Source organism: [Micrococcus luteus] ATCC 49442, assembly GCF_010367585.1.
Classification (GTDB): domain Bacteria; phylum Actinomycetota; class Actinomycetes; order Actinomycetales; family Micrococcaceae; genus Arthrobacter; species Arthrobacter luteus_A.
Map to the genome: position 1 here is coordinate 4658744 of NZ_JAAAXP010000001.1, position 16637 is coordinate 4675380.

Annotated in this window: 15 protein-coding genes; 8 read left to right on the forward strand and 7 right to left on the reverse strand. The window is 66.2% G+C overall.

All coding sequences use genetic code 11. The features are described from left to right. Positions 1-62: 62 nt before the first annotated feature. Complete coding sequence (locus GUV69_RS21280) at positions 63-1697, forward strand: response regulator transcription factor (RefSeq protein WP_164206019.1); 1635 nt, start codon at positions 63-65, stop codon at positions 1695-1697. A 167-nt stretch (positions 1698-1864) separates the two neighbouring features. Next, positions 1865-2971 (forward strand): flavin-containing monooxygenase, encoded by a 1107-nt coding sequence (locus GUV69_RS21285; RefSeq protein WP_164206021.1) that lies wholly within the window; start codon positions 1865-1867, stop codon positions 2969-2971. Here GUV69_RS21285 and GUV69_RS21290 read toward each other — a convergent pair. Next, positions 2940-3446 carry a DUF389 domain-containing protein gene (locus GUV69_RS21290; protein ID WP_348272259.1) on the reverse strand — a complete coding sequence of 169 codons (507 nt, stop codon included), beginning with the start codon at positions 3444-3446 and terminating at the stop codon, positions 2940-2942. The genes GUV69_RS21285 and GUV69_RS21290 overlap by 32 nt on opposite strands. Positions 3447-3472: 26 nt before the next feature. Then, positions 3473-3667, reverse strand: coding sequence for a hypothetical protein (locus GUV69_RS23540; RefSeq protein ID WP_348272260.1), 195 nt, complete (start codon positions 3665-3667; stop codon positions 3473-3475). A gap of 213 nt (positions 3668-3880) precedes the next feature. On the opposite strand from GUV69_RS23540, the gene GUV69_RS21295 reads away from it, so the two are divergent. The 4 genes from GUV69_RS21295 to GUV69_RS21310 all read left to right on the forward strand — a co-directional run bounded on the left by GUV69_RS21295 (position 3881) and on the right by GUV69_RS21310 (position 10093). Beyond that, positions 3881-5947 carry an acyltransferase family protein gene (locus GUV69_RS21295; protein WP_244292914.1) on the forward strand — a complete coding sequence of 689 codons (2067 nt, stop codon included), beginning with the start codon at positions 3881-3883 and terminating at the stop codon, positions 5945-5947. 212 nt (positions 5948-6159) lie between these two features. Continuing rightward, a complete protein-coding gene (gene guaB, locus GUV69_RS21300; RefSeq protein WP_164206023.1) occupies positions 6160-7671 on the forward strand; it encodes an IMP dehydrogenase in 1512 nt (503 codons plus the stop codon). A gap of 134 nt (positions 7672-7805) precedes the next feature. Continuing rightward, positions 7806-8177, forward strand: coding sequence for a hypothetical protein (locus tag GUV69_RS21305; RefSeq protein WP_244292812.1), 372 nt, complete (start codon positions 7806-7808; stop codon positions 8175-8177). Between the two features lie 56 nt (positions 8178-8233). Next, the gene (locus GUV69_RS21310) at positions 8234-10093 is read left to right on the forward strand and encodes an ABC transporter ATP-binding protein (protein WP_164206024.1); all 1860 of its coding nucleotides are present in this window, start codon (positions 8234-8236) and stop codon (positions 10091-10093) included. Here GUV69_RS21310 and GUV69_RS21315 read toward each other — a convergent pair. From GUV69_RS21315 to GUV69_RS21335, 5 genes are read right to left on the reverse strand one after another with little or no spacing between them, the layout of a single operon-like run. Next, positions 10078-10725: a hypothetical protein gene (locus tag GUV69_RS21315; RefSeq protein WP_164206026.1), complete on the reverse strand. Its 648-nt coding sequence runs from the start codon at positions 10723-10725 to the stop codon at positions 10078-10080. The two genes, GUV69_RS21310 and GUV69_RS21315, sit on opposite strands and share 16 nt — an antisense overlap. 42 nt (positions 10726-10767) lie before the next feature. Continuing rightward, positions 10768-11277 carry a hypothetical protein gene (locus tag GUV69_RS21320; protein ID WP_164206028.1) on the reverse strand — a complete coding sequence of 170 codons (510 nt, stop codon included), beginning with the start codon at positions 11275-11277 and terminating at the stop codon, positions 10768-10770. Then, positions 11277-11957, reverse strand: coding sequence for a hypothetical protein (locus GUV69_RS21325; RefSeq protein WP_164206030.1), 681 nt, complete (start codon positions 11955-11957; stop codon positions 11277-11279). Before GUV69_RS21325 ends, GUV69_RS21320 begins: the two co-directional genes overlap by 1 nt. A 51-nt stretch (positions 11958-12008) precedes the next feature. Next, on the reverse strand, positions 12009-12896 hold the full coding sequence (locus tag GUV69_RS21330; RefSeq protein ID WP_164206032.1) for a WXG100 family type VII secretion target: 888 nt from the start codon (positions 12894-12896) through the stop codon (positions 12009-12011). A gap of 60 nt (positions 12897-12956) precedes the next feature. Continuing rightward, on the reverse strand, positions 12957-13598 hold the full coding sequence (locus tag GUV69_RS21335) for a hypothetical protein (protein ID WP_164206034.1): 642 nt from the start codon (positions 13596-13598) through the stop codon (positions 12957-12959). A gap of 55 nt (positions 13599-13653) precedes the next feature. On the opposite strand from GUV69_RS21335, the gene GUV69_RS21340 reads away from it, so the two are divergent. After that, positions 13654-14790, forward strand: a complete 1137-nt coding sequence (locus GUV69_RS21340) for a GuaB3 family IMP dehydrogenase-related protein (RefSeq protein ID WP_164206036.1) — start codon at positions 13654-13656, stop codon at positions 14788-14790. Positions 14791-14873: 83 nt separating this feature from the next. Beyond that, a complete protein-coding gene (locus tag GUV69_RS21345; RefSeq protein ID WP_164206038.1) occupies positions 14874-16613 on the forward strand; it encodes a glycerol-3-phosphate dehydrogenase/oxidase in 1740 nt (579 codons plus the stop codon). Positions 16614-16637 lie beyond the last annotated feature (24 nt).

Consider the following 16637-nt stretch of genomic DNA (forward strand, 5'->3'; position numbering starts at 1 on the left):
GGAGTTATGCCGGTTGCGGGCCGCCCGTGTCAGGCGGTGCAGGTGACAGAGGGGAGGTCAGGGTGTCAGCGGGGAGCGGTATTGATCAGGGCCGGTCAGCGTTCCAGGAACATCGCTGGACAGAGGCCGCCCAGACGTTCCGTGAAGCCGACCGGCGAGGCGGCCTGCCGGCTGCCGACCTTGAGCAGCTGGCGACGGCCGAGATCCTGACCGGGAACAGCAGCACTGGACTGGAGACCCTCACCCGCGCCCACGAGGAGTATCTGGTGATGGGCGACGTCGAGAGTGCCGCCCGGTGCGCGGGCTGGATGGGCATGCAGCTGATGTTCATGGGGGAGCAGGCCCGGGCCGGCGGGTGGTTTGCCCGCGCCCAGCGGCTTGTGGATGAACAGGCGGGGCCGAGCTCTGTGCAGGGCCTGCTGCTCCTCCCGCTGGGACTGGAAAAACTCTATGGCGGCGACCCGGCCGGCGCGCTGGAGGCCTTCTCCACCGTTGCCGGCCTGGGCCAGCGTTTCCACGACAGGGACCTGTCCGCGCTTGGCCTCCTCGGCACAGGCCAGGCCACCCTGATGCTTGGCCACCCTGAGCAGGGACTCAAGATGTTCGACGAGGTCATGGTGGCCGTCACGGCAGGTGAGCTCTCCCCGATTCCGTCAGGAATCATCTATTGCGCGGTGATCGGCACCTGCCACCTGGCCCTGGACCTGGAGCGGGCACTGGAATGGACGGCAGCCCTGGACCGCTGGTGCGCTGAACGGCCTGACATGGTGACCTTCAGCGGCCAGTGCCAATCACACAGGGCCGAGCTCTTTCTGCTCCACGGCGCCTGGGCCGAAGCGCTGGAGGCGGCCGCCGCAGCGCAAGCACTGTCCGCCCGGGGCGACCCGCAGGCGCTGTACGGCGGCCACTACCAGCAGGGAGAGGTGGAACGGCTGAGGGGACAACTGGACGACGCCGAATCGTCCTACCGGCAGGCTGCCCGGTCCGGCTACGATCCGCAGCCTGGCCTCGCGCTGCTCTGGCTGGCCCGGGGAAATCCGCAGCAGGCGCAAGCGATGATCCGGCGGGCAGCTGGTGCCGCAGACGCCGCAACCCGCCGGAACATGCTGCCGGCAGTGGTGGAGATCGAGCTTGCTGCCGCCGACCTGGAAGCCGCCAGCCAGGGGGCCCAGGAGCTGGAAGCCCTGGCCGTCGAAAGCCCTATGCCCATGATCCGGGCCGTTGCCTGCCAGGCAGACGGCGCTGTCCGGCTGGCAAGCGGAGACCCGTCCGCTGCCCTGAAACCGCTCCAGGAGGCATGGCGGCTGTGGCAGGAACTGGGGGTGCCCTTCGAGGCCGCCCGCAGCCGGGTGCTGCTCGGTTCCGCGTGCCGCGCCCTCGGCGATGAGCTCTCCGCCGTGATGGACTTCGAAGCAGCCCACGCAGAGTTCCTGGAACTGGGCGCGGCCCCGGCCGCAGCCTGGGCTGCGTCGCTGCTGCGGACGGGTTCCCGGACTCCTGCAGGACCCCTGACGCCGAGGGAAGTGGAAGTGCTGAGGCTTGTAGCCGCGGGCGGCGGCAACCGTGCCATCGCCGGCCAGCTGTACCTGAGCGAAAAGACCGTTGCCCGGCACATCAGCAACATCTTCCTGAAGCTGGGATTGTCCTCCCGGTCAGCCGCCACCAGCTACGCCTACGAACACGGGCTGGTGGGCTGACCATCACCGCGCGGTCCGGAGCCGCTGCACAAAAATACCCATCGGGGCCTTTGCAGTAATTGCACACTTCGGCCGACGCGGGCATCCGGCCTGCGCCCGTAGCCTCAAAACATGAACCTTCCAGTCCTCGCAGGAACCCAAAAACTTAACCGCAAAGGAGAACAGCCATGGACACCAGCGGCGTGACCGGCACGCTGGACACCCTCATCATCGGTGGCGGACAGGCGGGCCTTACCCTGGGCCACTACCTGAAGGAGCAAAACCGGACATTCCGGATCCTGGATGCCAATTCACGGACCGGTGACTCGTGGCGGCAGCGGTGGGACTCGCTCAGGGTCTTTACCCCCGCAAAATTCGACGGACTCCCCGGCGTCCCGTTCCCGGGCGATCCGTTGAACTTCCCCACCAAGGATGACATCGCCGGATACCTCGAAGGCTATGCCGCACAACTCGACCTTCCCCTCTCCAGGGGCGTCCGCGTCGAACGCCTCTGGCGGGACGCGGACCGCTTCATTGCAGCGTCCAACGGCCACCGCTGGGAGGCGCGCAACGTCGTGGTGGCGACCGGTTCCACCCAGACGCCCAAGGTACCGGGCTTCGCTGCGGACCTGGCGCCCGCCGTCGTCCAGTTCCACTCCAGCCACTACCGCAACGTCCTGCAATTGCAGGACGGCCCTGTCCTGGTGGTGGGGCTGGGGAACTCGGGAGCGGAAATCGCCAGGGAGGTGTCCCGGACCCATGTGACCTACGTCGCCGGCAAGCCCACGGCGGAGCTCCCGGTGAAACACGGCCGGGTCGCGGCGCGCTTCGCCTTCCCGGTGGTGCGCATCGTCGGGCTCCATGTGCTCACCCTGGGGACGCCGATCGGGCGCCGGTTGCTGCCGGCCATGAAGGCCCATGCCGAACCCCTGATCCGAACGAAGACCAAGCATCTGGCCGCCGCCGGCGTCCAGCGGGTTCCGCGGGTCACCGGAGTGCAGTCCGGGCTCCCGGTCCTTGAAGACGGCACGCGGCTGGACGTTGCGAACGTGATCTGGTGCACCGGGTTCAAGGATGATTTCAGCTGGATGGATCCGGCACTGCTCGACGACGGCGCGTTGCCCCGGCAGTGGCGCGGCGTGGCACTTGACACCCCGGGCCTGTTCTTCCTCGGCCAGCGCTTTCTGTACGCCGAGGCATCGGACACCCTTCCCGGCATCGGCCGCGACGCCCGCTATCTGGCAGCGAAGATTCCGGCCCCTGTCAGCCGCGGGTCCGCCGTAGCTGCCACCTGAGCTGCCGGGCCGTTGCCTCGGGCAGCCGCTTGGAGACCACACGGTAGAAGAGGAGGACGGCCACGGCGGCCACAACGATGCCCACAAGATTCAGCAGCAGCTGGAAACCTGACGCCGCCGCTTTCTGGTATTCACCCAGGACAAGGGCAACCGCCACGAAACCGGCCGCAGGGACGGTGGTGACCGAGATAAAAACACCAATCAGTGCTGCCGAACGGCGGCTGATGAAGGAGAGCATGCCGGCGGCACCCGCCAGGACCGCCACGATCAGCGAGTACGGACCCGGGTGGTAGATGAATTCGACGGCAGACCCGGTATCCAATGCATCGGTGGGAAAGAGGCCCAGGGGGACGGACAGCCAGGCGGTCAGTGCTGCCAGCAGCATGGCAACAGGAAAACCCACTGCCAGTGCCACCGCAGCCCGGCGCCCCAGGGCCCACTGCCGTCTCGCCAACGCAACTGCCAGCGCAGCCAAGGGGCCGAACTCCGGCCCTACGGCCCTTAACCGACAATAGCGATGGTGGAATCCGTCACGATCCCGATCGCCGCGAGCTGTGTAGCCAGTACCAGAAATGCCAGGTAGCTCCACGTGAGCCTGGAGTCCTCGCCCGTCTGGTGGCTGACTTCGTCCCAGATCAGGGCGTCCGCGCCGTCTCCAGGTGCGGACGATTCCGCCTTCTCCGCACGCCGCGACACGTCCCCACCTGTTCCTTGCATGCCCGCAGGACTACTGCCGACAGCTCCTCGGGCACACAAATCCGCAGCTGGACAATCACGTCCGCTCCCTTCCCTGATAGTGGCCAGCATAGTTTGTGAAGTGTGCGGCTTTGGCGGGATCTGATTGGCCTTGGGCGGCGCCTGTCCGTAGGCTTGATGTTTTTGCCAGCCGGTTTTTAGGGGTCATTTGTGTTGATTGCGGGAACAGCGGCTGCCCCGGGCGGTGCGGCGGATACGGGCAGCGCCCGCCGGAAACCCACTTTCCGTCCCGAAGTCCAGGGTCTCCGTGCGCTCGCCGTCCTCATGGTGGTGACCTACCACGTGTGGCTCGGACGGGTATCGGGCGGGGTGGATATCTTCCTCCTCATCTCGGCCTTCCTGCTGACTCTGTCTTTCGTCCGGAAAGTCGAAGCGGGAACTTCCCTCAACCTCCTCCGCCACTGGCTGCACCTCTTCAAACGGCTGCTGCCCGCCGCCGTCGTGGTGATCCTCGGGGTGCTGGCCGGAACATGGCTGATCCTTCCTCAAAGCCGCTGGCCCATGGTGCTCGAACAGGCCTGGGCGTCGCTGCTGTACCGGCAGAACTGGCTGCTCGCGGACACCGCCGTGGATTACTACGCCCAGGACCACGCTGCAGCAAGCCCGCTGCAGCACTTCTGGTCCCTGTCCATCCAAGGGCAGGTCTTTATCCTGTGGCCGCTCGTCTTCGCGGCCTCGGCAGTGGTGTGGAAGCTGCTCCGGCGGCGGTGGAACGCCAGTTACCGCGGCCTGCTGGCGGCCGCGTTCGCAGCCATCCTCGCCGCCTCGCTCTGCTTCTCGGTGGACCAGACGGCCACCAACCAGGCGTATGCCTACTTCGACACCCGGACCAGGCTGTGGGAATTCGCCCTGGGGTCGCTCCTGGCACTGGGCCTGCCCCTGCTCAAGCCGGGCAAAGTCCTCCGCCTGATCCTCGGCTGGGCCGGCCTGGCCGCCATGGTCTCCTGCGGCCTGCTGCTGACAGTGGACCGCGCTTTTCCGGGGTTCGTGGCCCTGTGGCCCACCCTTGCGGCGGCAGCGATCATTGTGGCCGGCCAGAGCGGCAGCCGCTTCGGCGTGGACCGCCTCCTGAGCTGGAAGCCTTTGGTCTCGCTTGGAGACAACTCCTATGCGCTGTACCTGTGGCACTGGCCCGTCCTGGTGCTGGCCCTGGCCGCCACCGGCGTTGAGGCACCCACCCTCATCCAGGGCGCCGCCATCATCGCCGCCTCCATAGCGTTAGCTGTCCTCACCACCCGTTTTGTGGAAAAGCCGCTCCGCGAGTGGCACTGGCCGCAGGTGCGCAGCTGGCGGACCGCCGTCGTCGTGGTTGCCTGCTGCGCCCTCCTTGCAGGGCCCGTGGCAGTGTGGCAGACCAGCCTCTCCGCCGAGGAGGCTGCCACCGCAGCGCAGCCCCGCGAACTGACGCCCGGGGCTGCCCAGCTGACCACGGGAAACGGCGGCACACCGGCACCCGCGGCCCGGATCATCCCGGCTCCGGCGGCCCTGGATAACGACTGGGCGGGAATCCACGCGCCCTGCATCGAGGCAAACGCCACCCCGGATCCGGTGCTGGAAGGATGCCGCCAGGCAGTTCCGTCCGGTGAGGTCACCAAACGGATCGTGGTGCTCGGCGACTCGCACGCGCAGCAGTACCTGGCCGCGCTGGCTCCCATCGCGGAAGCCCGCGGCTGGGAACTGGTCACCCTGCTCATGCCTGCCTGCCGCTTCGGGGCCGAATCGGAGACCCGGAATGCCGAATGCAACGCCTACAACCGCGCCAGTGCCGCCTATGTCCTGGAGCACCGGCCGGATGCTGTCTTCACCGTGGCCACCCTGACCCACGAGGAAGCCCCGTTCGAGACCGAGGTGCCCGCCTACCTGGAAGGAATCCAGCCGCTCGCCGACGCCGGCATCGAGGTGGTGGGCATCCGGGACAACCCACGGTTCACGTTCAGCATGCCGGAATGCGTCCAGCGCAACGCACCGGACGCCCCGGCCTGCAACCCGCCACTGAACGAATCCCTGGTGGACCCCTCGCCCTTGGAGAGCTATCGCGGAAAAGTTGACGGGCTCTACCTGATGGACCTGAGCGACTTCATCTGTGCCGGCGGGATCTGCCCGGCGGTGGTGGGAAACGTCTACGTGTACAAGGACGACAACCATCTCAGCCGGACCTACGTGGAGAGCATGATCCCCATGTTTGAGGAGCGGCTGCTGTCGGCAACCGGCTGGACGTGACGTGTACCCGGGGTGCCCTTGCTCACAATGGACTGCCGGAATAGGGGGATTGGCTGCGAGGTTCTAATATTTACTCAAAGCTTTCCGCATGGCTTCCGTGCGCGAGGCACAAACTTATTAGGCCCCTGCACCGACCAGTCCCGTAATGACGGGCTGGTCATCAGCTGCAACCCCTACCCGTGAACAAAATACCCAAGGTAAGAGGCGCACTCATGACCCAGCCCGAGCACAACCCCTTCGGCTTCATCGGCCTGACCTACGACGACGTCCTGCTCCTCCCGGGCCACACGGACGTCATCCCCTCCGAAGCCGACACGTCGTCGCGGATTTCCAAGCGGATCTCCGTGCACACGCCGCTGCTGTCCGCCGCCATGGACACCGTCACCGAATCCCGGATGGCCATTGCGATGGCACGCCAGGGCGGGCTGGGCGTGATCCACCGCAACCTTTCCATCCAGGACCAGGCCGACCAGGTGGACCGCGTCAAGCGCAGCGAGTCCGGGATGATCACCAACCCGCTGACCATCGGCCCGCAGGCCACACTGGCTGAACTGGATGAGATCTGCTCGCAGTACCGCGTCTCCGGCCTGCCCGTGGTGGATGAGGGCATGCGGCTGCTCGGCATTGTCACCAACCGCGACACCCGCTTTGTCCCTGAGTCCGACTTCCCGCTGCGGCTCGTCAGTGACGTAATGACCAAGATGCCCCTGATCACCGGGCACGTTGGCATCAGCCGTGAGGAAGCCTCGCACAAGCTGGCCACCAACAAGATTGAAAAGCTCCCGCTCGTTGACGAGCAGGGCCGGCTCAAGGGCCTGATCACCACCAAGGACTTCACTAAGGCCGAGCAGTATCCGCTGGCCACCAAGGACGACGAGGGCCGGCTCCGCGTCGGTGCCGCCATCGGCTTCTTCGGCGACGGCTGGGAACGCGCCATGGCCCTCATTGAGGCCGGCGTTGACGCCCTGTTCGTGGATACCGCCAACGGCCACTCCCAGGGGGTGCTTGACATGATCCGCCGGCTCAAGTCCGATCCCGTGGCGGCCCACGTGGACATCATCGGCGGCCAGGCAGCCACCCGCGAAGGTGCCCAGGCATTGATCGACGCCGGTGCCGACGGCATCAAGGTGGGCGTCGGTCCCGGGTCCATCTGCACCACCCGCGTGGTTGCCGGCGTGGGCGTCCCGCAGATCACCGCCATCTACGAGTCCGCCAAGGCTGCCATCCCCGCCGGCGTTCCGCTGATCGCCGACGGCGGCCTGCAGTACTCCGGCGACATCGGCAAGGCGCTGGTTGCCGGTGCCGACACGGTTATGCTGGGCTCTCTCCTCGCCGGCTGCGATGAGTCCCCGGGTGACCTGATCTTCGTCAATGGCAAGCAGTTCAAGCTCTACCGCGGCATGGGCTCCCTGGGGGCCATGCAGACCCGCGGCAAGAACACGTCCTACTCCAAGGACCGCTACTTCCAGGCGGACGTTTCCGGTGACGACAAACTCATCCCCGAGGGCATCGAAGGCCGCGTCGCCTACCGCGGACCGCTCGCGTCCGTGGCCTACCAGCTGGTGGGCGGCCTCCGCCAGACCATGTTCTACACCGGCGCCCCCACCGTCCCCGAGCTCAAGGCCCGCGGCAAGTTCGTCCGGATCACCCCGGCCGGCCTCAAGGAATCGCACCCCCACGACATCCAGATGACCGTGGAGGCCCCGAACTACGGTTCGCGCTAATCACCGGCCTCCCTCAGCCACAGCCCTGCTGACTGGCTCACGACCTCGCCACCACCCTCGCCCTGGCTGGATGCGGTCCGTCAGCGAGCGAGAACACCGTGATACCAACCCTGGAATCAGCTAAATCAAAGGTCATGTCCCTGGAGCAGGAAATCGTGGCGATGGTGCCGAATGGCCTTGTCATCACCAGCACTGCCCACGACACCTCGAGCCTGATGCGGTGCCGGGGCGAGCAAAAGAAATGGACCGGGGACGCTGAGGCCCAGGTTGGAGCCGATATCGGGCGCGAGCGATTCCTCGATGGCGTTCGCGACGCGATGGCCGGCCGGGATGGCTGGAAAGCTGCCGACGATACCGACCAGAACGGGGACAGACGGGTGGACCTGCGTCACACCGACGGGACGCATCTGATGGTCTCCTTCTACGGGTCGCCCACAACCCTTCGGGTGGCTGGCTACAGCGCCTGCTTCGACTTCCCCGAATACGAATACGGCGAAAAGTACTAGCCCACGCGCTGTCCCGCTACCCGCTGGCCCGGACCGGGCGGGACTAGGCTGAATCCATGTCCGAATCACGCCACCCTGCCGAACTGAACCCGAAAAGGGACGCTCGACGGCGTTTGGCACTGAGGCCCTATGCCCGCGCCGTGGCGCAGGTGCTGCGCGTCAGCTTCCGGGCCTCACCGGGCGCCGTCGTCATGAAGGTTGTGGGGTCGCTGATTTCGGCCACGCTGCCTCTGGTGACCACGTTCTTCGCCGCGCTGACCACCACCGCGCTGGCGGCCGCCTACTCGGGTGATGCCGCGGCAGGCCAGCAGGCCATCGTCTATGTCATCATCACCGCCGCCCTGGGCTTGTTCTGGGGTGCCTTCAGCAGCGTGGACCGCTACATCCAGCAGCTGATGAGCTTCAAGGTCGGAGCCATCGTGGGCGACCAGATGTACGAACGCTTCCTGGCCCTGGATTTTTGGCGCTACGACGACAAACAGACAGTCGACCTGTACGACCGCGCCAAGCGGTTCTCCGACTCCTATGCCAGGGTCCTGGACCGGATCGCCGCGATCTTCACCCAGCTGGTGTCGGTGATCCTGGCCGTCGGGGCCCTGCTGCTGGTCAGCTGGTGGATCGCCGTCATTGTCCTGGTGGCGATCGTGCCGAGTGTCTACCTGCAGTTCAAGCTTTCCCGGGAGCAGATCGCGCACTGGAACACGCAGGTGGATTCGCGCCGGCAGCGCCGGATGATCGAAACGAACCTGCTCCGACCGCAGCACATCGCCGAAATGCGCCTGTACGGAATCGTGGGCTACCTGATGGACTTCCGGTCCCGGCTGCGTGACGCCGACGAGCGCCGGCGCCTTGACTTCCAGAAGCGCTATATCCCGAAACAGCTCGCCGCCGACGCGCTCCAGTACGGCGCCGAAGTGGTCTCGCTGATCTGGGTGGTGGGCCAGATCATTGCCCGTGCCCAGCCGGTAGGCCAGTTCCTGTATGTCCAGCAGATCGTCAGCCGGGCCCTGTCCACAGCGAACAGCCTTGTCTCGTCCCTGAGCTCCATCGATGAGGACCTGGCGAACCTCAAGGACTATGAAGTGTTCATGGCGCTGCCGGTCCATTCCCGCCACGCGCCGCCGCTGCTACAGGCGCCCAGGACCGTGGAGCTGCGGGACATCCGCTTCACCTATACAGGCAGCGACCTTGAGGTGATCCGCGGTATCAGCATGACCATCCGTGAAGGCCAGCACATCGCCATCGTGGGGGAGAACGGGGCCGGAAAGTCCACCCTGATCAGGATCCTGGCCGGGCTGTACGCTCCGGACTCAGGACAGGTAATGCTCGACGACGTCGACCTCGCCGCCGTCGATGTCACCTCCTGGCACCGTCATCTGGCAGTGCTGAGCCAGGAATTCCTGAAGTACGAGTTCGCCACGGCCGCGGACAACATCCGCTTTGGTGACGTGGACTCGCCGCGCGACGATGACCGGATCCGGCGGGCCGCGGCCGACGCCGAGGCCCTCGAATTCATCAACAAGCTGCCCAACGGGCTGGAGAACCACGTCAGCAACTGGATGGAAGATCCGCGCGGCCGGAAGGGCAGCGGGCTTTCCGGCGGGCAGTGGCAGCGGCTTGCCATGGCCAGGAACTTCTACCGGGGCGCGTCGTTTATGGTGATGGACGAGCCAACCTCGGCCATCGATGCACTGGCGGAGCACAGGATTTTCAGCAGGCTTTTCGCGGACCGCAGCAGCACCATCATTGCCATCAGCCACAGGCTGGCCACCATCGAGAAGGCCGACATTGTGTACATGCTCGAGGACGGGCAGATCGTGGAGCAGGGCACCCACAAGGAGCTTGTGGCACTGCGTGGCCGCTATTTCAGGATGTTCGAGTCACAGCTCAGCCTTGACGCTCAAAGCGGACCGTAGGCCGCATTTCCGTAAGGGTCGCGCCACGTCGCCAGATCGTTCTCCACGGCAGCGCGTAGAGACGGGTCGGCCTTGACCCTTCGCCGGAAGGACTGCCGGGACCGCCCCGCAACAGCTGGCGGCACGAGGATGGAGGCGATCAGGAGGGCCACCAGAAGGAGGTAGGCGCCACTGAGCGCCGCGACTGTAGCGGTTCCCCGGGCGGCACTCCCCGGCAGCGCCGTCGCCAGGACTCCGCCCGAAATGGTGGCCAGCACTGCGACCGTCACGATGCCGCCCCGGGCCGAGCCCGGGCCGCGGCTGATCAGAAGCCTGTCAGTGTTCGGCAAAGTGGCCCGTACGCGTTTCCACCGGAAGCTGCCCAGCGCGGCCAAGGCGGCTCCCAATGGGCCGAGGACCAGAGTCCACGCAAGGTCGCCGGACATCACCGTGATGAACCCGCCGGTCAGGATCAGGACAGGGCCTCCGCTGATGGCGCTGCTCCACGCCGCCGCGAGGGTGCCTTGGGCGTCAGCGAGCTGCCGCAGCCGGGAGGGTGCGAGTGGCGGGCTGATCCGGGCAAGTTCCGGAGAGAGCCAGTACTCGAGCGGATGCGCGGGCTGAGCTGCCGCGAAGGCAGGTTGAGTCGTCATGGAGCCCTTCGCCCTGAATGCTGAGTATTGCCGGGCGTTCTGCTACCGGCGTTCCAGCCAGCCGGCGAAGAAGCGTTCCCGGTGACGGTGCAGGTGCGCGGAATACAGCAGCCCGGCCGCCACCGGCACCGGAAAGACCACCAAAAGCGCGAGGATGGGCAGGACGTCCGGTGCCGTGCCCCGCGGGGTGGCAATCATGATGGCCACAACGATGGCCACCATGACCGCTATCATGCCAATCGCCGAACCAGGGGCTATCCGCACGTACTGTTCGGCGCGGTTCACATCGTAAGCCGGGCGTGGATCCGTGCGCGTAAACCGTGGCCCAATGGCCATCAGCCAGCCGGCTCCGGAGATGGCCAGACCCAGGCCTGCCAGCACCAGGCCGTTCTCGGGGCTTTGACCTGTGGCCGCCAGGACGGCTGCCTGTGCCAGCCCGGGCAAGCCAAAGATCATGCCCATCCACCAGAACCAGAAGACACGCGCGCGGCGATGGGCGTACCCCAGCGCACGCTGCGGAAAGCTGGCGGTGCCGGATGCCGCGGTATCCATCACGGGGCGGCTGCCAGCAACCCGCGGACCACCAGGCCGGGTTGCTCAGCGGGCTCCAAATCCCGGACGCCAAGCTGGCCGTCCTCGTCCAGCGGCGCCGAGGCGAGCTGGTGCGTTCCGGCTTCGTGAATTTTGATGTTGGCGACAACAGGCTCCTGCGTCCGGACGCTGTACCGCCTCGAGGTGACGATGCCGCCGCCCTCGCTGCCGAGTGTGGCAACTGCTTCATCTACCTGGGCCTGCACAAAGTCGAACAGGTCCACGTCGTCCCGCAGGGGAAGGCAGAGGTACTCGCTCAGGGGGCGGAGGAAGACCGCCGCCCGGCCAGCGGGGGAGTCCACGAGGTAGCTCGGCGAGGCGTATTGGGACCCGATCCGGGTGATGTCGAACCACTCGGAGGAAGTGCTGAAGATTCTTGCGAGAACTTTTGCCTCAGCAAGCAGGGTGACCTCCTCGCCGTTGATCTCCACGGTGTCCCGAATGTTCAGGGTCCCCACCCCGGCCCGGACAAGGTCGTGGTCATCCGGGAGTTCGGCCAGGCCCAGTACCCGGCGGGTCAAGGCAGTCCCGGCACCAGGTTCGAACGCCAGCAGTGCCAGGATTTCGTGGCTGGTCACCCGGTAGGCCGCTTGGGGCAGGTCGGAACCGGGAACGGTTGCCGGAGTGGTGGAGGCTGTCATTATTTCCTTACGTCATCTATGGTTCTGGCTCAGGTTGGTGCAGGTGGGGCCTCAGCCGAAACCGAGCTTACCGCCCACCCATCCGACAGCGTCGCTGGCCCCAGAGGCAACGTCCTTGACGGCGCCCACTACTCCTGCCCCGAAGTCCCAGATTCTCTTGGTGACCGGGACGTCTCCTGACATCATGCCCAACAGGCCCCACCCCAGGGCGAGTCCGCCCAGGACTACGCCGGCAGGTGCTCCCACAATGGTTCCGGTGGCAACAAGGGCGGCTACGGACAAACCGCCGCCAATCAGCCCGTCGGCAATCCTGAACGGGTCTTTTCCGTCGATCCCGGAGAGGACATCAAGGACGCCGATTGCGCCGCCCAGGACGCCCAGTACTTTTCCGGCGCCTTTCATGAAGTCAAAGAACTTGCTGACGCCTGCCTGCACCTGCGCGAGCTCCAGGTTCCAGTTGAACTTGTCAGCCACGAACATCAGCGCCGAGGCAATTCCCGACGCGGCGCTGCCATCCCCGACTCCCATTTTTTCGAGGAGCCACTCAATGCCCGTCGATGCGTGCTGATAGTTGGGATCGGTGAAGGCATCACCCCAGCCGGGTCCCGGGTTGGATCTGTTCGCGGAGCCGCTGCCGCCGCCCGACCCGGCCGGCACGGAAGACGACCCCGCGCCACTGGCCTGTTCCTGTTCGTCAGCGTGCTTCAGCAGCGACCTGGACTGATCCTGCAAAGCCTCCGAGGTGTGGCTCAGCATGGGACGCAGGGAAGATGACCATTCGCTGCGGAACCGGTCCCCGTCCGTGCCCTTCCACGCCGATGATTGCACCAGGGAATTGACCGTGGATTCGACGCTTTTCAGCCGTGTCCCGGACCTGCCCAGCGATTGGGACAATGCCCGGAGTTGTTCGATGTCAGCACCGTAGATGCCAGGCGCCATTGCGTCCCCCAAATTCTTAGCGCAGCGGACCCTGCTGTTCCGCTTTGTGCCCAAACTACGTTATTCGGCCGGACGCCGCGATGGGGACTTGTCCCCGGCCGCGTCCAGCACGGTGGTGCGGACCCTCGCCAGGCCGGGCCCGGCGGGAACACTGCTGAAGCCGAAGGTCACGGCAGGATTAATCGGTGCCAGCTCCCCGGCGTGCGCACCGTTCCAGCGAACGACGGCGGAGCTGATGTGGTGCAGGTCGCTCACCCCGTAATACTCCAGCCTGCCGCTTCCGGCGCTGCCCGAGGTCCGGGCGCCAGGACTGAGCAGCCCGGCCAGGGGACTGATTGCGCGCAGCCAGGCCGGGTGCACGGCGAGGGGCCTCGGTACTGCCCGCAGCGCTGTGCCCAGGAGGGTTCTGCGCCCCACGCCGGCGCTTAGCTGCAGCGGGCCGGCGTCCACCGTCAGGCGGTGATCTGCGAACACTGCATTCACGTCCACCACCTGCACCGAATCGAAGCTGTACGTCGCCGCGATGAAGGCGGCTACTTCGCGGGTGGGGGCCAGCAGCAGGCGGTGCCCGGAGGGTTGCTGGACCATAACATCGGCGAAGGAACCGAACGGGGACTCCTGCCACACGCCAACCACCGCCCGCAGTCCTGACGCGGTGCCAATGCCGGCTATGTGCCCATCGAAGATCCAGCGGTTGCCCATCCCGGCATCTTAGCTCCGGCCAAGGACAACGCCAGGGCTGGGATAACCTAGAGCAGTGACTTACGAGATCGAGATCGGCCGTGGCAAGCGTGGGCGTCGTGCCTACTCCCTGGATGACATTGCGATCGTCCCCAACCGTCGTACCCGCGACCCCAAGGACGTGTCTGTCTCCTGGCAGATTGATGCCTACAAGTTCGACATGCCCGTGATCGCGGCACCCATGGATTCAGCCATGTCCCCGGAGACGGCCATCGCCCTCGGGCGGCTGGGCGGGCTCGGCGTGCTGGACCTTGAAGGCCTCTGGACCCGGTACGAGGACCCCCAGGCCGTCTTGGACGAGATCGGTGCCCTCGCCGATGAGGTCAACAGTCCCGCCGTGACAGGACGAATGCAGGAGCTCTACCGGGCACCCATCCAGCCGGAACTGATCACCTCCCGCCTCGCCGAGATCCGCGCAGCAGGCGTGACGGTGGCCGGTGCCCTGACCCCGCAGCGCACCCAGGAGCACTACAAGACCGTGGTGGCCGCCGGCGTCGACATCTTTGTCATCCGCGGTACCACCGTCTCCGCCGAGCACGTCTCAAAGGAAGATGAACCGCTGAACCTCAAGCAGTTCATTTACGAACTCGACGTCCCGGTGATCGTTGGCGGCGCCGCCGGCTACACACCCGCGCTCCACCTGATGCGGACCGGCGCCGCGGGCGTCCTGGTCGGCTTCGGCGGGGGAGCCACGGCCACCACGCGCCGCGCCCTCGGCATCCACTCGCCCATGGCCTCGGCCATCTCCGACGTCGCGGCCGCCCGCCGTGACTACATGGATGAATCCGGCGGACGCTACGTCCATGTGATCGCCGACGGCGGCATGGGCACCTCGGGTGACATCGTCAAGGCCATTGCCGTGGGCGCCGACGCCGTGATGCTGGGCAGCGCCCTCGCCAGGGCCGAAGAGGCTCCGGGGAAGGGCTGGCACTGGGGCCAGGAGGCCCACCACCTGGAGCTGCCGCGCGGGGACCGCGCCAACGTGGGGACCGTCGGATCCCTCGAAGAGGTCCTCTTCGGGCCGGGGCACCACACCAACGGCACGTCCAACCTGATCGGAGCGCTCCGCCGCTCGATGGCCACCACAGGGTATTCGGACCTCAAGGAATTCCAGCGCGTCGACGTCGTGGTATCGCCCTACACCGGCAACTAAGGGCTGGTGGACGCCTGCCCATCCGCGCGGCAACGAAGTAGTGTGGGTTTACTACCGGCAGCAGCGGCAAGGGGAGGCGTTCCATGAACAGTGTTCTAAACGAAGGCGGTGCCCTGGGGCCCGCAGCCCGGGAAGCATCGATTGCCCGGCTCAGGGCTACGTCCGAGCCGGGCAACGAGCTTGACATCCTTATTGTCGGCGGCGGCATCGTGGGCACAGGAGCGGCCCTGGACGCCGTGACCCGTGGCCTCAGCGTGGGGATCGTGGAAGCGAGCGACTGGGCGGCGGGTACGTCCTCGCGGTCATCGAAGCTGATCCACGGCGGACTGCGCTACCTCGAAATGCTTGATTTCGGGCTGGTCAAGGAAGCGTTGCAGGAGCGTGGGCTGCTGCTTTCCGAGCTCGCCCCCCACCTGGCCCGGCCGGTGCCTTTTCTGTATCCGCTGACGAAGCCTTTCCTCGAACGGCCCTATGTCGGAGCCGGCATCGCCCTGTATGACCTGATGTCCATCTCCAACGGGCACCGGCGCGGCGTTCCGTTCCACAAACACCTCAGCCGGCGGGGGACCCTCCGGGCCGCGCCCAGCCTGAAAAAAGATGCCTTTGTGGGTTCAATCCGGTACTACGACGGCCAGGTGGACGACGCCAAATACTGCGCCAACCTCATCAGGACCGCGGCCCATTACGGCGCCCATGCAGTGAACCAGATGGCGGTGGTGGATTTCCTCCGGGAGGGTGAACGCGTTGTGGGGGCCAAGGTGGTCAACCACGAGGACGGCTCCCAGTTCAACATCCGGGCAAAGCAGGTCATCAACGCCACCGGTGTATGGACCGACGAAACCCAGGCCATGGTCACGGACCGCGGGCAGCTGAAGGTCCGGGCGTCCAAGGGCATCCACCTTGTGGTGCCGCGGGACCGGTTCCAGTCCACCGTCGGCCTGATCCTGCGTACCGAGAAGTCAGTACTGTTTGTCATCCCCTGGGGCCGGCACTGGATCATCGGCACCACGGACACCGACTGGCACCTGGACAAGGCCCATCCGGCAGCGTCCAGCAAAGACATCGACTACATCCTCGAACACGTCAACACCGTACTCAAGCGGCCCCTGACACGCGAAGACGTCGAAGGTGTCTACGCGGGCCTGCGTCCGCTGCTGGCCGGTGAGAACGACTCCACCGCCAAGCTCTCCCGGGAACACGTGGTGGCGCACCCGGTGCCCGGCCTGGTGGTGGTGGCAGGCGGCAAATGGACCACCTACCGCGTGATGGCCAAGGATGCCGTGGATGAGGCCACCCGCACCATGGACGAGCGTGTCCCGCCGAGCTGCACCGAAACCATCCCGCTGCTGGGGGCCAGCGGCTTCAAAGCCGCCTGGAACCGCAGGAGCCGGACAGCCGAGGAATATGGCGTGCACGTGGCCCGGGTGGAACACCTGCTCAACCGCTACGGGTCCATGACCCCGGAAGTGCTCGCCATCATCAAGGAGCGGCCCGAGCTGGCAGAGCCGCTGCCCGGCGCTGACGATTACCTGCAGGCGGAGGCTGTCTACGCCGCCACCCATGAAGGTGCCCGGCACGTCCATGATGTGCTGACCCGCCGAACGCGGATTTCGATTGAGGCGTGGGACCGTGGCGTGTCAGCGGTTCCGGTAGTCGCTAAACTGATGGGCGAAGTCCTTGGCTGGAGTGATGCGCAGCGCGAGAACGAAATAAAGCACTACATCGCGCGCGTTGAGGCCGAACGGCTAAGCCAGCAGCAGCCGGACGACGAATCAGCCGACGCCGCCCGCCTGGGCGTGGATGACATTGTCCCCTTGCGCTGAGGGGCCCGAGCAGCACCACTTCTC